The organism is Dactylosporangium sp. CS-033363 (assembly GCF_050942475.1).
Taxonomy (GTDB): Bacteria; Actinomycetota; Actinomycetes; order Mycobacteriales; family Micromonosporaceae; genus Dactylosporangium.
This window is the reverse complement of record NZ_CP192032.1, coordinates 2017657-2040892: the sequence shown is the minus strand read 5'-3', so window position 1 is coordinate 2040892 and position 23236 is coordinate 2017657. Positions and strand designations below refer to the sequence as shown.

17 protein-coding genes and 2 pseudogenes are annotated in these 23236 nt (G+C 70.6%); 6 read left to right on the top strand and 13 right to left on the bottom strand.

Annotated features, from left to right (window positions below):
* Positions 1-130: 130 nt before the first annotated feature.
* The gene (locus ACQPZ4_RS09355) at positions 131-1120 is read right to left on the bottom strand and encodes a heme o synthase (protein ID WP_433057937.1); all 990 of its coding nucleotides are present in this window, start codon (positions 1118-1120) and stop codon (positions 131-133) included.
* Between the two features lie 461 nt (positions 1121-1581).
* Between ACQPZ4_RS09355 and tkt the strand changes: the two genes are divergently transcribed.
* From tkt to pgl, 6 genes are all read left to right on the top strand, one after another.
* A complete protein-coding gene (gene tkt / locus ACQPZ4_RS09350; RefSeq protein ID WP_433066407.1) occupies positions 1582-3639 on the top strand; it encodes a transketolase in 2058 nt (685 codons plus the stop codon).
* A 16-nt stretch (positions 3640-3655) separates the two neighbouring features.
* A complete protein-coding gene (tal, locus tag ACQPZ4_RS09345; RefSeq protein WP_433057935.1) occupies positions 3656-4765 on the top strand; it encodes a transaldolase in 1110 nt (369 codons plus the stop codon).
* A gap of 67 nt (positions 4766-4832) precedes the next feature.
* On the top strand, positions 4833-6302 hold the full coding sequence (locus ACQPZ4_RS09340; protein WP_433057933.1) for a glucose-6-phosphate isomerase: 1470 nt from the start codon (positions 4833-4835) through the stop codon (positions 6300-6302).
* A gap of 6 nt (positions 6303-6308) precedes the next feature.
* Positions 6309-7826: a glucose-6-phosphate dehydrogenase gene (gene zwf / locus ACQPZ4_RS09335; RefSeq protein ID WP_433057931.1), complete on the top strand. Its 1518-nt coding sequence runs from the start codon at positions 6309-6311 to the stop codon at positions 7824-7826.
* Positions 7827-7851: 25 nt separating this feature from the next.
* Positions 7852-8871, top strand: a complete 1020-nt coding sequence (locus tag ACQPZ4_RS09330; protein WP_433057929.1) for a glucose-6-phosphate dehydrogenase assembly protein OpcA — start codon at positions 7852-7854, stop codon at positions 8869-8871.
* Positions 8868-9638: a 6-phosphogluconolactonase gene (gene pgl / locus ACQPZ4_RS09325; RefSeq protein WP_433057927.1), complete on the top strand. Its 771-nt coding sequence runs from the start codon at positions 8868-8870 to the stop codon at positions 9636-9638. The genes ACQPZ4_RS09330 and pgl overlap by 4 nt, the downstream gene beginning before the upstream one ends.
* A 36-nt stretch (positions 9639-9674) precedes the next feature.
* Here the strand turns inward: pgl and ACQPZ4_RS09320 are convergent, their stop codons facing one another.
* The 12 genes and pseudogenes from ACQPZ4_RS09320 to ACQPZ4_RS09265 all read right to left on the bottom strand — a co-directional run bounded on the left by ACQPZ4_RS09320 (position 9675) and on the right by ACQPZ4_RS09265 (position 23098).
* Positions 9675-10016: an RNA polymerase-binding protein RbpA gene (locus tag ACQPZ4_RS09320; RefSeq protein WP_433057925.1), complete on the bottom strand. Its 342-nt coding sequence runs from the start codon at positions 10014-10016 to the stop codon at positions 9675-9677.
* Between the two features lie 157 nt (positions 10017-10173).
* Entirely contained in the window at positions 10174-10431 is a 258-nt protein-coding gene (gene secG, locus ACQPZ4_RS09315; protein ID WP_344614412.1) for a preprotein translocase subunit SecG, read from the bottom strand.
* A gap of 64 nt (positions 10432-10495) precedes the next feature.
* Positions 10496-12199 (bottom strand): ABC transporter substrate-binding protein, encoded by a 1704-nt coding sequence (locus ACQPZ4_RS09310; RefSeq protein WP_433057924.1) that lies wholly within the window; start codon positions 12197-12199, stop codon positions 10496-10498.
* 214 nt (positions 12200-12413) lie between these two features.
* Entirely contained in the window at positions 12414-13196 is a 783-nt protein-coding gene (gene tpiA, locus ACQPZ4_RS09305) for a triose-phosphate isomerase (RefSeq protein ID WP_433057922.1), read from the bottom strand.
* Between the two features lie 4 nt (positions 13197-13200).
* On the bottom strand, positions 13201-14352 hold the full coding sequence (locus ACQPZ4_RS09300; protein ID WP_433057920.1) for a phosphoglycerate kinase: 1152 nt from the start codon (positions 14350-14352) through the stop codon (positions 13201-13203).
* Positions 14349-15353 carry a type I glyceraldehyde-3-phosphate dehydrogenase gene (gene gap / locus ACQPZ4_RS09295; RefSeq protein ID WP_433057918.1) on the bottom strand — a complete coding sequence of 335 codons (1005 nt, stop codon included), beginning with the start codon at positions 15351-15353 and terminating at the stop codon, positions 14349-14351. The genes ACQPZ4_RS09300 and gap overlap by 4 nt, the downstream gene beginning before the upstream one ends.
* A gap of 503 nt (positions 15354-15856) precedes the next feature.
* Positions 15857-16837 (bottom strand): DNA-binding protein WhiA, encoded by a 981-nt coding sequence (gene whiA / locus ACQPZ4_RS09290; RefSeq protein WP_223102186.1) that lies wholly within the window; start codon positions 16835-16837, stop codon positions 15857-15859.
* A 175-nt stretch (positions 16838-17012) separates the two neighbouring features.
* Positions 17013-17933 (bottom strand): annotated as a pseudogene (locus ACQPZ4_RS09285) (gluconeogenesis factor YvcK family protein); the annotation flags it as partial.
* A gap of 122 nt (positions 17934-18055) precedes the next feature.
* On the bottom strand, positions 18056-18931 hold the full coding sequence (rapZ, locus tag ACQPZ4_RS09280; protein WP_433066404.1) for an RNase adapter RapZ: 876 nt from the start codon (positions 18929-18931) through the stop codon (positions 18056-18058).
* A 1092-nt stretch (positions 18932-20023) separates the two neighbouring features.
* Positions 20024-21964, bottom strand: a pseudogene (uvrC, locus tag ACQPZ4_RS09275) (excinuclease ABC subunit UvrC); the annotation flags it as partial.
* Positions 21965-22043: 79 nt separating this feature from the next.
* Positions 22044-22460, bottom strand: a complete 417-nt coding sequence (locus tag ACQPZ4_RS09270; RefSeq protein WP_433057915.1) for a ubiquinol-cytochrome c reductase iron-sulfur subunit — start codon at positions 22458-22460, stop codon at positions 22044-22046.
* A gap of 131 nt (positions 22461-22591) precedes the next feature.
* Positions 22592-23098, bottom strand: coding sequence for a Rieske (2Fe-2S) protein (locus ACQPZ4_RS09265; RefSeq protein WP_433057913.1), 507 nt, complete (start codon positions 23096-23098; stop codon positions 22592-22594).
* Positions 23099-23236 lie beyond the last annotated feature (138 nt).

Sequence of the window (23236 nt, the reverse complement as noted above, 5' to 3'; positions counted from 1 at the left end):
GAAAGCGAGACTCTTGTCACGTCGGGTGAACCCTGAAGGGTGTGCCACAAAATTCGGGCGTTTCTGGCTTAAGTTTCGCTTAGACCCCCATATCACCGGGGGTTTCGGCCCCCGGTGACGGCCCCGAAACTTACTGGATGAGCGCGTCCACCGCGACGGCGACGAACAGCAGCGTCAGGTACGTGACCGACCAGTGGAACAGCCGCATCGGCTTCAGCGGCTCCTCGCGGCGGGCGCGGCCGTAGAGGCGGTGCGCCTCGACGAGCAGCAGCACGCCGGTGATGACCGCGACGACGCCGTACAGCGGGGTCATGCCCATCGGCCAGAGCGCGACCGAGGCGCCGACGGTGAGCCAGCTGTAGATCACCGTCTCCAGCCCGACCCGGCGCAGGCTGCGCACCACGGGCAGCATCGGGATGCCGGCCCGGGCGTAGTCGTCCTTGAACTTGATGGCGAGCGCGTAGAAGTGCGGCGGCTGCCACAGGAAGACCACGGCGAAGAGCACCCATGCGGTCCACGAGAGCCCGCCGGTGACCGCGGCCCAGCCGATGAGCACCGGGGCCGCCCCGCACGCGCCGCCCCAGACCGTGTTCTGCGGCGTGGTGCGCTTGAGCCACATCGTGTACACGAGGTCGTAGTAGGCGATCGCGCCCACCGTCAGCAGCGTGGCCAGCAGGTTGGTGAACGTGGCCATGAGCACCGTCGACACCGCGGCCAGGGTCAGGCCGAAGATGAGCGCGTTGCGCGGGGACACGGTGTGGGTGGCCAGCGGGCGCCGCGAGGTGCGCTTCATCAGCTGGTCGATGTCGCGGTCGATGTAGCAGTTCAGCGCGTTGGCCGCGCCGGCCGCGAGCGAGCCGCCCACGAGCACGACGAGCACCAGCCACAGCGACGGCAGGCCCTTGTCGGCCAGGAACATCACCGGGACGGTGGTGATCAGCAGGAGCTCGATGATGCGCGGCTTGGTCAGCGAGACGTAGGCCTTGACCACCGCGCCGAAGCCGGCCCGGCGCGCGGCGTCCTCGCGCTGCTGCAACCGGGCGAGGGCAGCCGCCGTGGTCGGGCGCACCGGGGCGGACGTGAGCTGGTCAGCGACACCGCGGTCGACGAGTTGCGTCACGTCTGGTTTGCCACCTTCCCGGGGCGAGGCCATGCGGCGGAGCGGGGATCCCGCCGAGATCAGCGGGCTCCCGCATCGTAGAACAGGATCAGAGCAGCTCGGACGGCGACCCCGGGGACCCGATCGAGGGGGCTGTCCCGCGATGAGAAATTTCGCTCAGGGCTGAATCGATCCAGGCGTGTCCGGCTCGCAGGCATTGCGGCTCATCCGGGCGAGGTGACGGCATGACGTCATCGACTACCGTTGCCGCAGGCAGTGTCGCCGATGTCCGAAACATGGTCGACTGCGCGTGCCGCCACCCGATCGTGGGTAGGGTCGACTTGATAACCCCTTTCGCGATTTTCACAAACTCGCCGTTCGACAGGAGCAGCACCGCCGTGAGCGATGAGAAGGTCAAGGGTCCCGAGCTTTCCTGGTCCGACGTCGACCGGCGCGCGGTCGACACGGTCCGGGTGCTCGCGATGGACGCCGTCGAGAAGGCCGGCAACGGCCACCCCGGCACCGCGATGAGCCTGGCACCGGCCGCCTACCTTCTGTTCCAGAAGGTCATGAAGCACGACCCCACCGACCCGAACTGGCTCGGCCGCGACCGGTTCGTGCTCTCCTGCGGGCACTCCAGCCTGACGCTGTACATCCAGCTGTACCTGGCCGGCTACGGCCTGAGCATCGACGATCTGAAGTCGCTGCGGCAGTGGGGCTCGCTGACCCCGGGCCACCCCGAGCACGGCCACACCGCCGGCGTCGAGACCACCACCGGCCCGCTCGGCCAGGGCATCGGCAACGCGGTCGGCTTCGCCATGGCGGCCCGCCGCGAGCGCGGCCTGTTCGACCCGGAGCCGGGCGTCGGGCAGAGCCTCTTCGACCACGACGTCTACGTGCTGTGCTCCGACGGTGACATCGAGGAGGGCATCAGCCACGAGGTCAGTGCGCTCGCCGGACACCAGAAGCTGGGCAACCTGACCGTCATCTACGACGACAACGAGATCTCGATCGAGGACGACACCAAGGTCGCCAAGAGCGAGGACGTGGCCAAGCGCTACGAGGCGTACGGCTTCCACGTGCAGGTCGTCGACTGGCGCAAGGGCCACGACGCCGGCGACGGGGTCTACAAGGAGGACGTCCACGCGCTGTGGGACGCGATCCAGGCCGCCAAGGCGGTGACCGACAAGCCGTCGTTCATCGCGCTGCGCACCATCATCGGCTGGCCGGCCCCGAAGAAGCAGAACACCGGCAAGATCCACGGCTCGGCCCTCGGCGCCGACGAGGTCAAGGCGACCAAGGAGGTGCTCGGCTTCGACCCGGCGCTCTCCTTCGAGGTCGCCGACGACGTGCTCGCGCACGCCCGCGGCGCCATCGAGCGCGGCAAGGCCCAGCACGCCGAGTGGGACAAGGGCTTCGCGCAGTGGCGCGAGGGCGCGGGCGAGCGCGGCGCGCTGCTCGACCGCCTGCTCGCCGGCGCCCTGCCGGACGGCTGGGAGAAGGCGCTGCCGGAGTTCCCGGCCAGCGAGAAGGGCGTGGCCACCCGCAAGGCGTCCGGCGACACGCTCGGCGCCCTCGCCGGGGTGCTGCCGGAGCTGTGGGGCGGCTCGGCCGACCTGGCGGAGAGCAACAACACGACGATGGAGGGCGAGCCCTCGTTCCTGCCGTCGGAGTACGCGACCAAGGCGTTCCCCGGCAACGAGTACGGGCGCACCCTGCACTTCGGCATCCGCGAGCACGGCATGGGCGCGATCCTCAACGGCATCAAGCTGCACGGGCCGACCCGCCCGTACGGCGGCACGTTCCTCGTCTTCTCCGACTACATGCGCCCGGCGGTCCGGCTCGCCTCGATCATGAAGCAGCCGGTCGTCTACGTGTGGACGCACGACTCGGTCGGCCTCGGCGAGGACGGCCCGACGCACCAGCCGGTCGAGCACCTCTCGGCGCTGCGGGCGATCCCCGGCCTCGCGGTGGTCCGCCCCGGCGACGCCAACGAGACCGCGCAGGCCTGGAAGGCGGCCCTGGAGCGCAAGGACCAGCCGGTGGCGCTCGCGCTCACCCGGCAGAACCTGCCGACCCTGGACCGCACCGTCTACGCCCCGGCCGAGAACGTGGCCAAGGGCGGCTACATCCTCAAGGACGCGTCCAACGGCCAGCCCCAGGTGATTCTCGTCGCCACCGGCTCCGAGCTGCAGCTCGCGGTCAAGGCCCAGGAGCGCCTCGAGGCCGACGGCACGCCGACCCGGGTCGTGTCGATGCCGTGCCAGGAGTGGTTCGAGGAGCAGGACGCGGCGTACCGCCAGCAGGTCATCCCGACCGGCGTGAAGGCCCGCGTCAGCGTGGAGGCCGGCATCGCCATGTCGTGGCAGAAGTACCTCGGCGACTGCGGCGAGGCCGTGAGCATCGAGCACTACGGCGCGAGCGCCCCCTACACGGTGCTGTTCGAGCAGTTCGGCTTCACCGTGGACCACGTCGTCGCGGCCGCGCACGCCTCCCTCGCCAAGGTCGGCGAGATCACCGGCTCCACCACCGGCAACTGAGTAAAAGGAGAACGCGATGAGTTCCGATCGGCTGGCCGAGCTCGCCGCCGCTGGTGTGGCGATCTGGCTCGACGACCTCTCCCGGCAGCGGCTGACGAGCGGCGGGCTGGACAAGCTCCGCCGCGAGCAGCACGTGGTCGGCGTGACCACCAACCCGACGATCTTCGCCAAGGCCGTCACCGCGGCCGAGGACTACGCCGAGCAGGTCAACGACCTCGCCCTGCGGGAGACCTCGGTGCCCGAGGCGATGCGCTCGATCATGGCGCACGACGTGCGCTGGGCCTGCGACGTGCTCAAGCCGGCGGCCGACGCCAGCCGCGGCGTCGACGGCCGCGTCTCGATCGAGGTCGACCCGGCGCTCGCCGCCGAGACGGCCCGCACCACCGCCGAGGCCAAGGAGCTTTGGTGGCTGGTCGACCGCGACAACCTGTTCATCAAGATCCCGGCGACCAAGGAGGGCCTGCCGGCGATCACCGCCACGCTGGCCCAGGGCATCAGCGTCAACGTGACCCTGATCTTCTCGCTGGAGCGCTACGAGGCGGTCATCAACGCCTTCTTCGCCGGCCTCGAGCAGGCCAAGGAGAACGGCCACGACCTTGCCAAGATCGGTTCGGTGGCGTCGTTCTTCGTGTCCCGGGTGGACACCGAGTACGACAAGCGCCTCGACAAGATCGGCACCGACGAGGCCAAGGCGCTCAAGGGCAAGGCGGCGATCGCCAACGCGAAGCTCGCCTACCAGCTCTACGAGCAGCAGTTCTCCTCGGAGCGCTGGCAGGCGCTGGCCAACGCGGGCGCCCAGCCGCAGCGGCCGCTGTGGGCCTCGACCTCGACCAAGAACCCGGAGTACCGCGACGTGATCTACGTCGAGGAGCTCGTCGCCCCGGGCACGGTCAACACCATGCCGGAGGCGGTGATCCACGCCTTCGCCGACCACGGCGAGGTGCGCCTGGACGCGGTGACCGGCGGCTACGCCGAGGCCAAGCAGGTCATGGACTCCCTCGCCGCGCTGGGCATCGACTACGACGACGTCGTCGAGGTGCTCGAGCGCGAGGGCGTGGAGAAGTTCGGCGTCAGCGGCAAGGAAATGATCGAGACCGTGCAGAAGGCGCTGGACTCCGCGTCCTGACGTTCGCGGGAACTTGGCGCGCGCGACGCATGCGGGCGCCAAGATGATGGCATGCAGGGGGTGGCGGGTGTCTGATCTGCTCGACGACGTCGTGGCGGCGGCCGGACTCACGGTGTTCGGGGTCGCCGCGAGCACGCGTCCGGCCGACGCACCCGCCCCCTTTCCCTTACTCCCCGGCCCCGAGCTGACCGACCAGATCGCCGCGATCCGCGCGCGCGGGCTGGACCGGGTGGTGCTCTGCGGGCCGGGCACCGGGGCCGCGGCGATCGCCGCCACCCTGGGACTCGACCTCACCGTGCTGGACACGGCCGATCCGCACCTGGTGCACGCGGCGCTGTCCGACCGGCTGGAGCGGACGGTGGTCGTGCTGGCCTCCCCGGTGCCGACCGCCGTGGTGGACGCCCATCGGCGGGCGTTCCTGCAAGCGTTCGAGGACGCCGGCCTGCATGATGCGGGCCGGCGTTTCGTCGTCGTGACGGCCCCCGATTCCCCCCTGGCCACGTTCGCGCGCGAGCTGGGTGCGCCGCTGTTCCTCGCGCCGCCCACCGCTTCCGCGCTGAGTGCCTATTCGCTGGTGCCGGCCGGGCTGGCCGGCGCCGACCCCGTCGCCCTGCTGGCCGAAGCCGCTGCGTTTCAAGCACCACCGCCGCCCCGAACGGCCGTGGGGTTCGCCGCGCCCGCCCCACGCCAGGCCGATTCGCACGATTCGTCCGTTTTGCCCGGCGTCGCACTCGGCGAGGCCATCGCCAAGGCCGTTCGCAGCGGCCGGGACAAGCTCGCCGTGGCCCCCGACGGCACCGGCATCGACGGCCTCGGCCCGTGGATCGAGCAGCTGTTCGGCCCGGCCGCCGTCACCGTGGCCCTGGAGAACCCGTCGTCCTGGGGCCACGAGGGCCCCGACGTGCTCGGCGTGACCGTCGGCGGCGTCCTCGGCCGCGCGATCATGCCCGGCGGCGGCATCCGCCCCGACCTGTCCGTCAACGGCCCGCTCGGCGCGCACCTGCTCGCCTGGGAGCAGGCCGCGATGGTCGCCGGGGCCGAGCCGCGACTCGCACCCGAGGCCGACGACCGCCTCCTGCGCGTGCTGGAGAGCGGCCGCCCGGAGCGCGCCCCGTCCCTGGTCGAGGGCAGCATCCAGGTGTACGGCCAGACGGGCGCCACGACCCTCATCGGCGCGATCGACGCGCTGGCCGCGGCCGTCCCGCCCGGCGGCCGGATCGCGATCGAGGCGCATCTCGACCCGCGCGGCGACGTCGCGGCGGCCGGGGTGCGCGACACCCTCGGCGGCCGGGTCGCCCGGGCCGTCACCTTCGGCTGGGGACCGCGCTCGGCCCCCGGCACGGGCGCCACGCTGCTGATCACCGGCGCGGTGAGCAGCGACGTGCGGGTGCCCGGCCGGCCGTACACGTTCGGCGAGCTGCAGGCCGCCGGCGCCGCGGCCGCGGAAACCGCCCCGGGTGACGGGCCGTGGCTGCGTTTGCATCTGACCGACCGGGCAACCGGTATTGAGGAACTGTTGGCCGCCCTCGGAGGGTGAGAACTGATGACCAATCCGCTGCGGGACCCGCAGGACCGGCGACTGCCTCGGATTCCCGAGCCGTGCGCGCTGGTCATCTTCGGCGTCACGGGTGACCTGGCCCGCAAGAAGCTCATCCCGGCCGTCTACGACCTGGCCAACCGGGGTCTGCTGCCGCCCAGCTTCGCCGTGCTCGGCTTCGCCCGGCGCGACTGGGGCGACGGCGACTTCGAGGACCTGGCGCGCAAGGCGGCCCAGAACGGCGCCCGCACCGCGTGGCGGGAGGAGGTGTGGTCGCGGCTGGCCGGCAACATCAAGTTCGTACCCGGCTCCTTCGAGGACGACCAGGCCTTCGACCACCTGGCGCAGACGCTCGACGACCTCCACGAGGAGTCCGGCATCCCGGGCAACGCCGCCTTCTACCTGTCGATCCCGCCCTCGGCGTTCCCGGTCGTGCTCAAGCAGCTCGAGCGCACCGGCATGTCGGACAACGCGAAGTCCGGCGGGTGGCGGCGGGTCGTGGTGGAGAAGCCGTTCGGGTACGACCTGGGCTCGGCCAAGCAGCTCAACGACCTCGTCGACGACGCCTTCACCGCCCAGGACGTGTTCCGCATCGACCATTACCTGGGCAAGGAGACCGTCCAGAACATCATGGCGCTGCGGTTCGCCAACAACCTGTTCGAGCCGGTGTGGAACTCCAACTACGTCGACTCGGTGCAGATCACCATGGCCGAGGACGTCGGCATCGGCACCCGGGCCGGCTTCTACGACAAGGTCGGCACCGCCCGCGACGTGCTGCAGAACCACCTGCTGCAGCTGCTGGCGCTGGTCGCGATGGAGGAGCCGACGGCGTTCGACGCGGATGCCATCCGGACCGAGAAGCTCAAGGTCCTCAACGCCATCAAGGTGCCGACCGACGTGTTCACGAACACGACCCGGGGGCAGTACCTGACGGGCTGGGTCGCCGGGGAGCGCGTGCCGGGGTACCTGGAGGAGAAGGACGTGCCGTCGGACTCCAAGACGGAGACGTACGTGGCGACCCGGCTGGGCATCCAGAACCGCCGGTGGGCCGGGGTGCCGTTCTACATCCGGGCCGGCAAGCGCCTCCCCCGCCGCGTCACCGAGCTCGCGGTGCTGTTCAAGAAGGCGCCGCACCTGCCGTTCAACGACGCCGACGTGGAGATGCTCGGCAACAACCAGCTCGTCATCCGGGTCCAGCCGGACGAGGGCGTGATGCTGAAGTTCGGCTCGAAGGTCCCGGGCACGACGATGGAGGTCCGCGACATCGCGATGGACTTCCAGTACGGCGAGGCGTTCACCGACGCCAGCCCCGAGGCCTACGAGCGGCTCATCCTCGACGTCCTGGTCGGCGACAAGACGCTGTTCCCCGACTCGGCCGAGGTCGAGGCGAGCTGGAACGTGGTCGACCCGCTGGAGGAGGCCTGGGCCGGTTCCACCCCCGAGCCGTACCGCGCGGGCGAGTGGGGACCGCGCGCCGCCGACGAGATGCTGGCCCGCGAGGGCCGCGCCTGGCGCCGGGCCTGACCGGGGCCGAGAGGGAGACATAGACATGATCGGTTTGTGGGACACCACCGGCATCGAGGTGGTCAAGGCCCTGGCCAACGAGCGGCGCAGCGCCGGCGGGCTGACCAGCGGCCTGGCCCTGACGCTGATCGCGGTGGTCGACGAGCGGCAGGTCCGCGAGGCCGAGGCGGCCGCCACCATCGCCGCCTCCGCGCACCCGTGCCGGCTGCTCATCATCGTGCGCGCCGACGTCACCCAGCAGCGGTCCCGGCTCGACGCCGAGATCGTGGTCGGCGGCCGGCTCGGGCCGTGCGAGGCGGTCGTCATGCGCATGCAGGGCCGGCTGGCGCTGCACGCCGAGTCGGTCGTCATGCCGCTGCTCGCGCCGGACGTGCCGGTGGTGACGTGGTGGCAGTGCGCGCCGCCGGAGCGGATCGCGTACGACCCGCTGGGCGTCGTGGCCGACCGCCGCATCACCGACAGCGCGCAGGCCGAGGACCCGGTGGCCGCGCTGCGGGTGCGCTCGGACGACTACGTGCCCGGCGACACCGACCTGGCCTGGTCGCGGATCACCCCGTGGCGCACCCTGCTGGCCGGGGCGTTCGACGCCAACCAGGTCGCCGTGCGCTCGGCGACGATCGTGGCGCCCGAGCACGACCCCACCGGGCTGCTGCTCGGCGGCTGGCTGGAGGCCCGCCTCGGCGTGCACCCGAGCCGCCGCTCCGGCAGCGGCAAGATCATGGAGGCCGTCGAGCTGGAGCTCGAGGACGGCAACTCCATGAACCTCATCCGCGACCTCAACGCGGGCGTGGCCACGCTGCAGCGCACCGGCCAGCCGGACCGCATCCTGCCGCTCAGCCGCCGCCCGCTCGGCGACGAGCTGGCCGAGGAGCTGCGCCGGCTCGACCCGGACCAGCCCTACGCGGCCGCCCTGGCCGCCGGCACCGGCAAGCGCCGGCTGGACGAGCGCGGCACGCCCCGCGTGCACATCTGGAAGGACCCCGCGCTGGCCGAGAAGCCGGAGGCGGCCGCGACGGCACCGCTGCAGGAGGCCGTGCCTTCATGACCCAGAGCAAGGTTGTCGTACACACCGAGCCCCGGCTGCTCGCGGAGGCGGCCGCGGCCCGGCTCGTCGTGCGGCTCACCGACGCCCAGGCCGAGCGGGGCGAGGCCACGGTCGTGCTGACCGGCGGCCGGATCGCCGCCCAGATCTACCAGGCGATCCGGGAGAGCCCGGCCCGCGACGCGGTGGACTGGTCGCGGGTCAACGTCTGGTGGGGCGACGAGCGGTTCCTGCCCTCCGGCGACCCGGAGCGCAACGAGACCCAGGCCCGCGCGGCCCTGCTCGACGCGCTGAAGCTGGACCCGGCGCGGGTCCACCCGATGCCGGCCTCCGACGGTCCGGACGGGGAGGACGCCGAGGCGGCCGCCGCACGGTACGCCACCGAGCTCGCCAACGCCTCCCGCCCCGGCCACGCCGAGCTCCCGCACCTCGACGTGGTGCTGCTCGGCGTCGGCGAGGACGGCCACGTGGCCTCGGTGTTCCCGGAGCACCCGGTGACCCTCGAGGCGCGGCCGGTCTCGGCGGTGCGGGGCAGCCCCAAGCCGCCGCCGGTCCGCACGACGCTGACCCTTCCGGCGATCAACACCGCCGACGAGGTGTGGCTGATCGCCTCCGGGGACGGCAAGGCGCAGGCGGTGGGCCTGGCCCTCGCGTCGGCCGGGCCGCGGCAGATCCCGGCGGCCGGGGTACACGGGCGGGAACTGACGCTGTGGCTGCTGGACTCGGCCGCGGCGCGCGATCTCCCGCAACGGTTCCGAAGCCTGGTGTGAAAAAGGGGCGCCGGGTTTTCACCCGGCGCCCTTTCCTTATCGTCCGGTGCGTTTGCGGAGACGCGCGAGCGCCTCCTGGAGGATGGCCTCGCCGTCGGCGTCGGTGCGCCGCTCCTTCACGTAGGCCAGGTGGGTTTTGTACGGCTCGGCCCGCGGGCGTTCCGGCGGGGCCTGCTCGTTCTGTCCGGCCGGAAGGCCGCACCGAGGGCAGTCCCACGTGTCCGGGGGCTCGATCTCGGCGGCGAACGCCGGCTGGGTCAGATGCCCGTTGGCGCACCAGTAGGCCACGCTGCGCCTGGGGGCCTGTTCACCACGCTCCGCCCAGCGCACCGGGCCGGAGCCGACTCGTGTTCCGCGGATGGCATTGCCAGCTGCCACGGCTGCTCGCTCCTGTTCGTCGGGGGGTACGACGTCTTACGGAGTGCAGGAGTGTGGGCGTAAACACCTGCGCGCGGCCCGCAGATTCACGGAGCCGCGCACAGGAGTCTAGTACTTGGGACGAGCAGGATTCACGTCGCCTGCTCGGAACGGGCGATCAGGCGCCGCCGTTCTGCACGATCTTCAGCCAGAGGCCGAGGCCGACGATGCAGGCGAACCAGATGATCCCGACCAGCAGGGTGTAGCGGTCGAGGTTCTTCTCCGCCACCGAGGAGCCGGCCAGGCTGGAGGACACGCCGCCGCCGAACATGCTGGACATGCCGCCGCCCTTGCCGCGGTGCAGCAGCACGAGAAGGGTCAGCAGCACGCTGGTGATGACCAGCAGCACGATCAGGGTGTAGGCGAACGCCGTCATGGCGCGGTCGTCCTCTCAGATGGCGGTCAGGAACACGGTCTCGGGCACAGCGGGTGCCAGCTTACTAGGCGAGCCCGATCGCGCACAGATCGGGCTGGCCGAACTGCGGGTGGATGAAGCCGCCGCGGATGTTGGTGCCCGCCATGCGCAGCGCCTTCATGTAGACGATGGGGATCACCACCGCCTGCTCGGCGATCTTCTGGTCCAGTTCGCCCCACAGCTTGTACTGCCGGTCCGGCACCGATTCCGCCAGCGCGGCGGAGATCTGGTCGTTGATGTCGGGGCTGTTGAGCAGCGCGTAGTTCTGGTTGTTGGTGGCGCCCGCCTTGGTCGGGATGAGCCGCCCGTCGAACAGCGGCGGGATGACCGCCGAGCCGTTCGCCCAGTCCGGGATCCAGCCCGCCCACAGCAGGTCGTTGGTGTTCGCCGGGTTGCCGATGACGTCGAAGTACGTCTCCGGGTCGATCCCGTTGATCTTGATCTGGATGCCGACCTGCTGGTACGTCTCGACGATCGTGGTGGCCAGGCGCCGGATGTCCTTCTGGTCCGGGATCGACAGCGTCAGCGTGTTCGGGCAGGCCTTGCCCGCCTTCTGCTGCTCGTCGATCAGCTTCAGGGCCACGTCGGGCTTGCCCTCGACGTTGTTGGCGCTGTCGTACACGTCGAAGTCCTTGTGGGCCTTCAGCTGCGGCGCGATCATCGTCGTGGCGTAGTCGCCGTAGACGGACCCGCCGGCCGCGGCCCGGAACTTGCGCTTGTCGAACGCGTACACCAGGGCCTGCCGGCAGGCGAGGTTCGGGATGCGCTTGCTGTTGATCGCGAGGTACCGGATCCCGCCGTAACTGCCCTGGACGGACCGGGCCGACAGGTCGGGGTCGTTGATGACCTGCTGCACGAAGTTGGGCGCGACGTTCTTGTCCAGGTCGATCGTGTCGGCGTTGTCCCCGTCGCTGGTGATCAGGTTCGAGGTGACGGTCGGCAGGTCGCCGTTGGCCTCGACGACGATCTTGTCCGGGTAGGCCTTGCGGACGCTGTCGGTCTTGCGGTCCCAGTAGGAGTTGCGCACGTAGACCAGGTGCTGGTCGGTGTTCTCCTGCAGCTTGTAGGGCCCGGACGAGAACGGCTTCTTGTCGTAGTCGTTCTTGGTGTCCTGCTTGGCCGGCACGGGGGCGAAGACCGACATGGCCACCGTGTACCCGAAGTCGCCGATCGGCTGGTTCAGCGTGAACCGGATGTTGCGGGTGTCGACGCACTGCACGGACGTGAGGCCCTTGCCGCCGTTGTTGCCGCCGACGAACGGGCCCGCGTAGTTGTCCGCGTCGGCCAGGTAGGTCTTGGCGTAGGGCTGGGCGACGGAGAACAGCGTGGAGAAGCTGCGCTCGACGCCGTACTTCACGTCGGCGCACGTGATCGGGGTGCCGTCCTCCCAGCGCACGTCGTCCTTGAGCTGGAAGTCCCAGACCCGGTTGCCCTCGCTCGGGCGGCCGGCGTCGGTGGCCAGGTCGCCCACGATCTCGCTGGAGGCCGCGCCCGGCTCCGACTTGAACGTGGTGAGCGTCCGCGAGACCAGGCGGCTGAGGTTGGCGTCGGTGGCCGTGGCGACCCGCTGCGGGTCGAGGTGGGCCGGCTTGGCGCTCACCACCACGTGCACGGTGCCGCCGGTCTTCGGCGGCTGGGGGCCGTTCTTGGCGTCGGCGTCACTGCACCCGGCGGTGGCCAGCAGCGCCAGTCCGGCGATGGTCGCAACGGTGGTACGACGACGGTGCATGCACTGGTCCTTCACGGCGCGCCGGCGGTCCCGGTTCACCCGTTCGTGGCGGGTGAACCCTGGCCCGGTGGCTTGACGCCAGGTCAAGGGGTGGTGGACGCAGCCACTTTAAGCGTCATTCAGCCCGCGCGGTACAACGGGTGGGTTACACAACACAGCGTCGCGCGGCCCTGTGCGGACCGCGCGACGCTGGGTGTTTGTGCGTGTACCGAGATTACTTCCCGAGGCGGACAATCCTCGCGAAACCCTCGGCGTCGATGCTCGCCCCGCCGACGAGCGCGCCGTCGATGTCGGGCTGCTCGATGATCGCCGCGACGTTGTCGTGCTTCACCGAGCCGCCGTACAGGATGCGCACCCGGTCGGCCGTGCCGCCGGTGTACTTCTCGGCCAGCCGGGTGCGGATCGCCCCGATGACCTCCTGCGCGTCCTGCGGCGTGGCCACCTTGCCGGTGCCGATCGCCCAGACCGGCTCGTACGCGATGACGATCTTCTCGACCTCGTCGGTCTTGACCTTCTCCAGGCCGGCGTCGAGCTGCGCGAGGGTGTAGCCCACGTGCTCGCCCGACTCGCGGACCTCGAGGCCCTCGCCCACGCAGAGGATCGGCGCGATGCCGTTGGCCAGCGCCGCCTTCACCTTGGCGTTGACCAGCGCGTCGTCCTCGTTGTGGTACTGGCGGCGCTCGGAGTGCCCGACCACGGCGTACTGGCAGCCGAGCTTGGCCAGCATCGCCCCGGAGACCTCACCGGTGTAGGCGCCGGAGACGTGCGCGGAGATGTCCTGCGCGCCGTACCCGATGAGCAGCTTGTCGCCGTCGACCAGCGTCTGGATGCTGCGGATGTCGACGAACGGCGGGAGCACCACCGCCTCCACGTCGTTGAGCTGCTGCTCGGTGAGCGTGAAGGCCAGCTTCTGCACCAGCGCGATGGCCTCGAGGTGGTTCAGGTTCATCTTCCAGTTGCCGGCCATGAGCGGGCGGCGTCCGGTGACCTCAGCCATGGACTCAGGCCTCCAGTGCCGTGATGCCCGGCAGGGCCTTGCCCTCGAGGAACTCGAGGGAGGCGCCGCCGCCGGTGGAGATGTGGCTGAACCCGTCCTCGGGGATGCCCAGCGCGCGGACCGCCGCGGCCGAGTCGCCGCCGCCGACGACCGTGAAGCCGTCGACCTTGGTGATCGCCTCGGCGACGCCCCGGGTGCCGGCCGCGAACGGCGCCAGCTCGAACACGCCCATCGGGCCGTTCCAGAAGACGGTCTTCGCGCCGTCGAGGGCGGCCGCGAAGGCCGCCACCGAGTCGGGGCCGATGTCCAGGCCCAGCTCGTCGGCGGGGATCGCGTCGACGGAGACGGTCTGCGTGGCCGCGTCGGCCGCGAACTTGTCCGCGGTCACCACGTCGGTCGGCAGCACGATCTTGTCGCCGCCCCGCTCGAGCAGGTCCTTGCAGGTGCCGACCATCTCGTCCTGCAGCAGGCTCTTGCCGACCTCGTGGCCCTGGGCCTTGAGGAAGGTGAAGCACATGCCGCCGCCGATCAGCAGCTTGTCGACCTTGGGCAGCAGCGCCTCGATGACGGCGAGCTTGTCCGAGACCTTCGAGCCGCCGAGCACGACGATGTACGGCCGCTCGGCCTGGCCCGTCAGCTTGCTGAGGACCTCGAGCTCCTTGGCCACCAGGTAGCCCGCGTAGCGCGGGAGGAGGGCGGCCGTGTCGTACACACTGGCGTGCTTGCGGTGCACGGCGCCGAACGCGTCGTCGACGTAGACGTCGCCGTGCGCGGCCAGCTCCTGCGCGAACGCCTGGCGCTCGCCCTCGTCCTTGCTGGTCTCCCCCGCGTTGAAGCGCAGGTTCTCCAGCAGCACGACGTCACCGTCGGTGTCGTCCCCGAACGCGACGGGGGTGCCGAGCAGCTCGCTGAGGCGGGCGGCCACGGGCGCCAGGGTGTACTTCGGGTCCGGCGCACCCTTCGGGCGGCCGAGGTGGGACATGACGGTGATCTTCGCCGCACCGGCCTCGCGCAGGGCGTTGAGGGTCGGCAGGACGGCCCGGATGCGGCCGTCGTCGGTGATCTTGTCGCCGTCCAGCGGGACGTTCAGGTCGGCGCGCACCAGCACGCGCCGACCGGCGACGCCCTCGCTCAGGAGGTCGTCGAGCGTCTTCACAGGCCGGTGCCGACCAGGGTGACGGCGTCGACGAGACGGTTGCTGTAGCCCCACTCGTTGTCGTACCAGCCGACGACCTTGACCTGGTTGCCGATGACCTTGGTCAGGCCCGCGTCGAAGATGCACGACGCCGGGTCGGTCACGATGTCGGTGGAGACGATCGGGTCCTCGGTGTAGACCAGGATGCCGGCGAGCGGGCCCTCGGCCGCGGCCTTGAGCGCGGCGTTGACCTCCTCGACGCTGGTCTCGCGGCCGACGGTGACCGTGAGGTCGGTCGCCGAGCCGGTCGGGACCGGCACGCGCAGCGCGTAGCCGTCGAGCTTGCCCTTGAGCTCGGGGATGACCAGGCTGATCGCCTTGGCCGCACCGGTCGAGGTCGGCACGATGTTCAGGGCCGCGGCGCGGGCGCGACGGAGGTCCTTGTGCGGGCCGTCCTGCAGGTTCTGGTCCTGCGTGTACGCGTGGATCGTGGTCATGAGGCCACGCTCGATGCCGAACGTGTCGTTGATGACCTTCGCCATCGGGGCCAGGCAGTTCGTGGTGCACGACGCGTTGGAGATGATCGTGTGCTTGGCCGGGTCGTACTGGTGCTCGTTCACACCGAAGACGATCGTGAGGTCCTCGTTCTTGGCCGGGGCCGAGATGATGACCTTCTTGGCGCCGCCCGCGACGTGGACCTTGGCCTTCTCCGCGTCGGTGAAGATGCCGGTCGACTCGATGACGACGTCCGCGCCCAGGTCGCCCCAGGGCAGCTTCGACGGGTCGCGCTCGGCGAGGGCCTTGAAGGACTTGCCCGCGACCGAGATCTCGTCCGCGCTCGCCTTCACCTCCTCGCCCAGCCGGCCGAGGATGCTGTCGTACTTGAGCAGGTGCGCCAGCGTCGCGTTGTCGGTCAGGTCGTTGACCCCGACAACCTCGATGTCCGCGCCCTTGGCCAGCGCCGCACGGAAGAAGTTGCGCCCGATACGGCCGAAGCCGTTGATGCCAACCCGGATGGTCACTTCGACACATCTCCTCGTCTCTTCGCGCCCCGGCTCGCAATGATTTCCGATGCCGTGCGCCAGATGAGTGTTATTGGCTCGCCCACCCTGGTCCCGCCGGTCCGGTCCCACCCAGTGGTGCTGGGCCCGGCCGCGTGTCGCGGCGGCGATCGAACAGCGAGGAGCGACCCGAGTCGGCCTCATCGCCGAACACGGCAAACCCTATCGTCTCGAACCGGTCACGACTGCGCGGGGGTGTCGGAGCCCACGTTCGAGAGTACGGCGGACGCGGCCGCTCGGACCTCTTGCCGGGCTGCCGTCCGGCTCACGGCTCTGGCTCACACTGCGCTTATTGTGCGCATTCCGGCCGCTCGCTTCGTGCACGTTATCGCCCGCCCGCTTAGGCGCGTTTGGTCACGATAAGTCGGGCGCTGGCGCGCCGCGACTTATCGGACTTATCCCCCGACAGGCGATTTATACGGTACAAGCGGGGATCTGGCGTTTTGCTTGTGGCTTGTCGATCTTCAGCCGACCAGCATCTCCGGCGTCACGGCCGACTCGGTGTCGGGAATGCCCAGGTCACGGGCGCGCTTGTCGGCGAGGGCGAGCAGACGCCTTATACGGCCGGCGATCGCATCCTTCGTCAACGGCGGGTCGGCCAGGGCGCCGAGCTCCTCGAGCGAGGCCTGACGGTGCTCGAGGCGCAGGGTACCGGCGCTGCTGAGGTGGTCCGGCGCGGTGTCCGCGAGGATCTCCATGGCGCGGGCGACCCGCGCGGCGGCGGCCACGGCGGCCCGGGCCGAGCGGCGCAGGTTGGCGTCGTCGAAGTTGGCCAGCCGGTTGGCGGTGGCCCGCACCTCGCGCCGCACCCGGCGCTCCTCCCAGGTCAGCACGCTCTGGTGGGCGCCGATGCGGGTGAGCAGCGCGGCGATCGCGTCGCCGTCCTTGACCACGACCCGGTCGACCCCGCGCACCTCGCGGGCCTTCGCGGTGATCCCGATCCGCCGGGCCGCCCCGACCAGCGCGAGCGCCGCCTCGGGACCCGGGCACGTGATCTCCAGCGCACAGCTGCGGCCGGGTTCGGTCAGCGAGCCGTGGGCCAGGAAGGCACCGCGCCACGCCGCAACCGCGCAGCACATGTTGGCCGAAACGACATGCGGCGGGAGACCGCGCACCGGACGGCCGCGCACATCGAGCAGGCCGGTCTGGCGCGCGAGGGCCTCGCCGTCCTTGACCACGCGGACGATGAAGTGGCTGGCCTTGCGCAGCCCGCCGGACGCGAGGACGTGGATCTCGCTGCCGTACCCGTACACCTCCGACACCTCCCGCCGCAGCCGGCGCGCGGCGGCATTGGTGTCGAGCTCGGCCTCGACGACCACGCGGCCGGAGACGATGTGGAGCCCTCCCGCAAAGCGCAACAGTGCGGCCATCTCGGCGCGCCGGCAGCAGGGCTTGGCCACGTCCACCCGGCTCAGCTCGTCCTTGACCGCAGCGGTCATCGCCATTCTGTCGTCACCTCGCGGTTTTCGTGTTCGCGGTCATGTCCTCGTCCGTACCGGCGCGCGCCCGGCCCCCGTTGCCGGCGTGGGCTCGCGCACCGTTCTCGTTCCGTGCACCGGTGCCCGCCGCGCCGCCCGAGCGGTTCGCGCCGCTCGTCGTCGTACCGGTGGGCCGGGCCTTGCGGTGGGTCTGCAACAGCGGCTCGAGCGCCGCCGCCAGCGCCTGCGGGTCGTGCCGGGGCGCGCCGTCCCCGACGGCGACCGGGGCCAGCACCAGCCGCGCACCAAGCGATTCTGCCGCACGATGGACCGGTTCGGGGTCGCCTACCGCTTTCCCGTCGGCAAGAACTACATCGACGTGCAATCCAGGTAGGTAACGAGGCAGAGCGGCCAGGTGTTCCGGCAGCGTCAGCCCCGCGGTCTCGCTGTCGGCGGCCAGGTTCAGCGTGACCAGCCGCCGCGCGCCGCTCTCCCGGATCGCGTCGGCCAGCCCCGGCACCAGCAGGTGCGGAATCACGCTGGTGAACCACGATCCGGGCCCGAACAACAGCCAGTCCGCCTCTCGTACCGCGCGCACCGCCTCGGCACACGCCTCGGGCGCGGCCGGCGTCAACCGCACGCGGTCGATGGTCTTGGTGGTCACCGCGACCTCGTGCTGCCCGCGCACCGTGACGACCTCGCCACCCTCCGAGAGCTCTGCCTCGATGTGCAGCGGGTCGCGCGACATCGGCAACACCCGCCCGCCGCACCGCAGCATGGCCGCGGCCCGATCGAGCGCCGCCACCGGGTCGCCGGCCTGCTCCATGAGCGCCACGAGCACCAGATTCCCGACCGGATGCCCGGCGATGTCGTCCTCGCCGGTGAACCGGTGTTGAAACAGTTCGGCGATCGCGGCCTCGTCGGCCAGCGCGGCGAGGGCCTGCCGCAGATCACCCGGCGGCAATATGTCTCGGGTACGGCGAAGTCTCCCGCTCGAGCCCCCGTCATCCGCCACTGTCACGACGGCGGTGATGTCGAGCGGCCGTCCACGCTGGACGACGCGCAGCGCCCGCAGCGTGGCGGACAGTCCGTGCCCGCCCCCGAACGCCACGACCTTGACCACCTGTTCGGGGTTCTCGGGCGTGGTTGCCCCGGCTGTTTTCGGCGTGCTCGTTTCGCCCGGGCGCGCGGTGTTGCTCACGCTCGGGTTGCGCGCGGCGTCATTGCCGCGGGTGGTTCGGCTCGTCATTCGCGTCCCAGGTCGCGGTGCTGCGGCGAGGCCGAGAGCCGCATCTCACGCAGGCGCCGCGCCAGCTCCTCGGCGATGGCGACACTGCGGTGCTTGCCGCCCGTGCACCCGACGGCGATCGTGAGGTACCGCTTGCCCTCGCGCTCGAATCCCGGCGCGGTCGCATTGATCAGCCGCGCATACGTCTCGACGAACGTGATCGCCCCGCGCTGCCCCAGCACGTACCGGCTGACGTCGGTCTCCCGCCCGGTGTGTTCCCGCAGCTCCGGCACCCAGTACGGGTTGGGCAGGAACCGCGCGTCGAGCACGAAGTCGGCGTCGGGCGGCAGGCCGTACTTGAAGCCGAAGGACAGCACGGTGACCCTGATCTGGGTCGTGTCCTCCTCGCCGAACATCTCCTCGACGCGCCCGCGCAGCTGGTTCACGTTCAGGTGGCTCGTGTCGATCAGGACGTCGGCCTGCTCGCGCGCCTCCTGCAGCAGCTTCCGCTCGGCCGCGATGCCGTCGGACAGCCGCCCGGCCCCCTGCAGCGGATGGGAGCGCCGCACGCTCTCGAACCGCCGGATCAGCACCTCGTCATCGGCGTCGACGAACACCATGCGCGGGTTGAACCCCCGCTCGCGCAGCGACTTCATCGCACCGGGCAGATCCGTCGAGAACGCGTGGCTGCGCACGTCCAGCACCATGGCCGTACGCCGGACCGCCCCCTGCGCCGCATGCGCCAGCTCGGCCATGTCGAGCAGCAGCGCCTGCGGCAGGTTGTCCACGACGTAGTACCCGACGTTCTCCAGCGCCCGCGCCACGGTGCTGCGCCCGCCCCCGGACACCCCCGTCACGATCACGAGGTCGGTGGTGTTGCGCCCGGGCAGCATCCCCTCGTCGGGGTCCACTTCACCGAACCCGGCACTGAGCTCGGCCCGCTCCTCGGCACTCAGGAACACACCTTCGTCCCCCACCGCCCCACCAGGCGGTTGATCCCCGCCACCGGGCCCCGCGGCGTCTCTCGGCACGTCGCCTTCTCTCGACACGTCGACGAGTTTATGTCGTACCGCCCCCGCCAACGGACGGTCGGTCGGTTTGCACTAGTTCGCGGTATCTCCAGCAACCTACCTGCGCACACCCGGTTCGCGGCCCCTGTCCACGGTTTCCCCCGCTCCAGACCCGCACCCGGGCGTGTCGCGGCCGCGAAAACCACCGCCACGGATGTCCCCCATCCGTGTCACACCCCACACCACTTGGGCCCCGCCAACAGAACCGCCTCGCGGCATGCTGGCCCGCTCGGCACCCCAAACCGGACACGCGCACCGACACGCCAGCCCAACACGCCGCACCCCGACCCGCTCGCCGCCGCCGGATCGCGCCCCGGCCGGCCATCACGGGCAACAGCGCGCGGTCGGCAGGCGGGGGGCCGCGGGGCGACTCTGGTCGACACTCGCAGGCGGCCGTGGTGGGCAGATGCGGGCCCCTCGACCGATCACTGACCAGCGACAGCGGCACCGACGCCGATCTCCGGCCCGGACGCTCAGCCCGGAACGCTCAGCCCGGAACGCTCAGCCCGGAACGCTCAGCCCGGAACGCTCAGCCGGAACGCTCAGCCGGAACGCTCAGCCGGATCGCGACGGATTGACCGAGCCCGACGCGAAGGATTCAGCCGAGTCCGCCTTCAACTCCCGCTCCGAATCCAGCGCCGCGCTCGAAGCCGTTCCGTTCGACTGCGCATCCGAGCGGATGTGCGCATCCGAGCCCACGTCCGATTGCGCACCCGAGCCCCGGTCCGATTGCGCACCCGAGCCCCGGTCCGAATCCGCATCGCGCGGCGAACCGACAGTCTCGATCGAAGCCGCGTCGTCGGAGCCCTCGTCCGACTCCGGCTCGTCCACGCCCGTATTCACCGAATTCGCGTCGTCCGATTGCGCATCCACGCCCGAATCCGGATCGGATGCGTCCACCGTTGCCGCTCGGTCCGCCGGCGGACGAGCTGAAGCCAGCGGATCCGCGTTCAGAGCCGCCTGAATGGCCTCCGCAGTCCGCCGCCCGATGCCCGGCACCTCCGCGATCTCGTCCAGGCTCGCCGCCTTCAACCGCTTCAGCGACCCGAAGTGCCGCAGCAGCGCCTTGCGCCGGATCTCGCCCAGGCCCGGGATCGAGTCGAGCGCCGAGGCCGTCATCCGCTTCGAGCGCTTCTGCCGGTGGTACGTGATCGCGAACCGGTGCGCCTCGTCGCGGACGCGCTGCAGGAGGTACAGGCCCTCGGAGGCGCGCGGCAGGATCACCGGGAACTCGTCGTCCGGCAGCCACACCTCCTCGAGGCGCTTGGCCAGGCCGCAGACCGTGATGTCGTCGATGCCCAGGTCGAGCAGGACCTGCGCGGCCGCGTTGACCTGAGGCTGGCCGCCGTCGACGACGACCAGCTGCGGCGGGTACGCGAACTTGCGCGGCCGCCCGGTCGTCGGGTCGATGCCGGGGCGCGAGGGGTCGATCTCGGCCGCCTCGTCGATCTCGACCTTGGCGTCGAGGTAGCGGGCGAAGCGGCGGCGCAGCACCTCGGAGATCGCGGAGACGTCGTCGGTGGCGCCGTTGATCGCGAACCGGCGGTATTCGCTCTTGCGCGACAGTCCGTCCTCGAAGACCACCATGCTGGCGACGACGTCGGTGCCCTGGATCTGCGAGATGTCGTAGCACTCGATGCGCAGCGGCGCGGCGGCCATCCCGAGCCCCTCGGAGATCTCCTCCAGCGCCTTGCTGCGCGTGCTCAGGTCCCCGGCGCGGCGGAGTTTGTGCTGCTGGAGAGCCTGCTCGGCGTTGCGGGCGACGGTTTCGGCGAGCGTTTTCTTGTCGCCTCGTTGCGGTACACGAATGGAAACCCGACTGCCGCGCAGTTTGCTGAGCCAGTCGGCGAGCGCGTCGACGTCGGCCGGCAGCTCGGGCACCAGCAGCTCGCGCGGGAGATCGGCGGCCTCGGCCCCGGCCTCGCTGCCGTAGATCTGCGTGCAGAAGTGGTGCACCAGGTCGCCGGGGGTCAGGTCCTCGGTCTTCTCCACGATCCACCCGCGCTGGCCCCGCACCCGCCCCCCGCGCACGTGGAACACCTGCACGGCGGCCTCCAGCGGGTCGTCGGCAAAAGCGACAACATCCGCATCGGTACCGTCCCCAAGCACAACAGCCTGCTTCTCCATCGCCCGCCGCAGCGCCCCGAGATCGTCCCGCAGCCGCGCCGCGCGCTCGAAGTCCAGCTCGTCGGAGGCCTGGTACATCTCGCGCTCGAGCTGCTTGACCATCACGTCGGTCTTGCCGGCCATGAAGTCGCAGAAGTCCTCGACGATCCGGCGGTGCTCGTCCTCGCTCACCCGATCGACGCACGGGGCCGAGCACTTCCCGATGTACCCGAGCAGGCACGGCCGGCCGATCTGCCCGGCACGCTTGAAGACGCCCGCGGAGCACGTGCGGGCCGGAAAGACCCTGAGCAGCAGGTCCAGCACCTCGCGGATGGCCCACGCGTGTGCATACGGCCCGAAGTAGCGCACGCCCTTGCGCTTGGCCCCGCGCATCACCTGCAGCCGCGGGTAGGCCTCGTCGAGCGTGACGGCGAGATACGGGTAGCTCTTGTCGTCGCGGTAGCGGACGTTGAACCGCGGGTCGTAGGCCTTGATCCAGTTGTACTCCAGCTGGAGGGCCTCGACCTCGGTGCCGACCGTCACCCAGTCGACCCGCGCGGCGGTCGTGACCATCTGCTGCGTGCGCGAGTGCAGGGTCCACAGGTCGGCGAAGTAGCTGCTGAGCCGCTGCCGGAGGCTCTTGGCCTTGCCCACGTAGATGACCCGCCCGGAGGGGTCGTAGAAGCGGTACACGCCGGGTGTGTCGGGAATGGTTCCGGGTGCTGGTCGATACGTGGACGGGTCTGGCACGCTTCGAGACTATCCGGGGGGTACGACAGAAAATCGAAGGCCGGTCGCCCGTTCGGAGCGACCGGCCTTCGTGGCTGCGTCAGGACGTGACGTAGATGTCGTCGCCCTCGAACCGGAGCGTCTTCTCCTTCAGCGGCTGGCTCGCCGGCGGGTTGGTCACGCTGCCGTCCGTGGCCGAGAACGTGCTGCCGTGGCACTTGCAGTTGATGTTGTTGTTCGCCACGTCGGTCACGATGCACTGCTGGTGGGTGCAGATGGCCGTGAACGCCTTGAAGGTCCCCGACTCCGGCTGGGTGATGACCGTGCCGCCGTCGTCGGAGACGATCTTGCCGCCACCCACCGGAATGTCGGCCTTCTTGGCGATCGGGCCGCCAGGGGTCGAGCCGGAGCCGGTGCTGTCCGATCCGCTGTCGTCGTCGCCGCAGGCGGCCAGCACCGTCACGGCCGTCACGCCGACCGCCCCGGCAAGCACCGCGCGGCGGGTCGTCTCACTCATCTAGCTCCTCCAATGGTCGTGTGCCCGCAGGCTGCGGCCATACACAGATCTTGGAGGATACGGTTCAATGCTCAACAAAAACTGTGAGTTCGGCACCCGAACCGCAATCTTGGGCTTACGTAACGTAAGGGTCAGCCTTGAACAACATACCCGTTCTTGACGCTGACCTTGATCCCCTTCAGCCCGCGCGGCGCCGGCCCGCTGATCTTGCCGCCGTCGGCCACCTTGAACTTCGAGTTGTGCCGCGGGCACATGATCACCGGGTTGCCGTCGAACGGCGGGTCGACGATCGCGCCCTCGTGCGGGCACGCCGCGTCGTACGCCTTGAACGCGCCCTTCGTCGGCTGCAGCACCAGCACCGTGTCCTTGACGATCACGCCGCCGCCGACCGGTACCTCGCCAGCGGCCACGAGCGCGTTGGACGGCACCTGGTCGCCGCCCCCGCCGCCGGTGCCGTTGTCGTCGAACGGGTTGCCGGTGGTCGGCGCCGCGGCGGGTGCACTGGAAGCGCCCCCGGCACTCGGCGCGGGTTCGTCCCCGCCGCCACAGCCGGCCAGCACGGCGACGCCGAGCGCGCCCGCGCCGAGCAGCAGCGAGCGCCGCGCGGCGCAAAGGTTGAAGACGTCCTCTTGTGGCACGCGTTTCCTCCTGAGGTCAGCCTCGCCAGCGGCCACGGTAGCAGCGCAACCTGACGATCATGACAACCCGGAGCAGGCTCGAAATCGGGCGAAAACCTATTTATCTACCGGCGGGGTATAAGTCCGATAAGTCGCGGC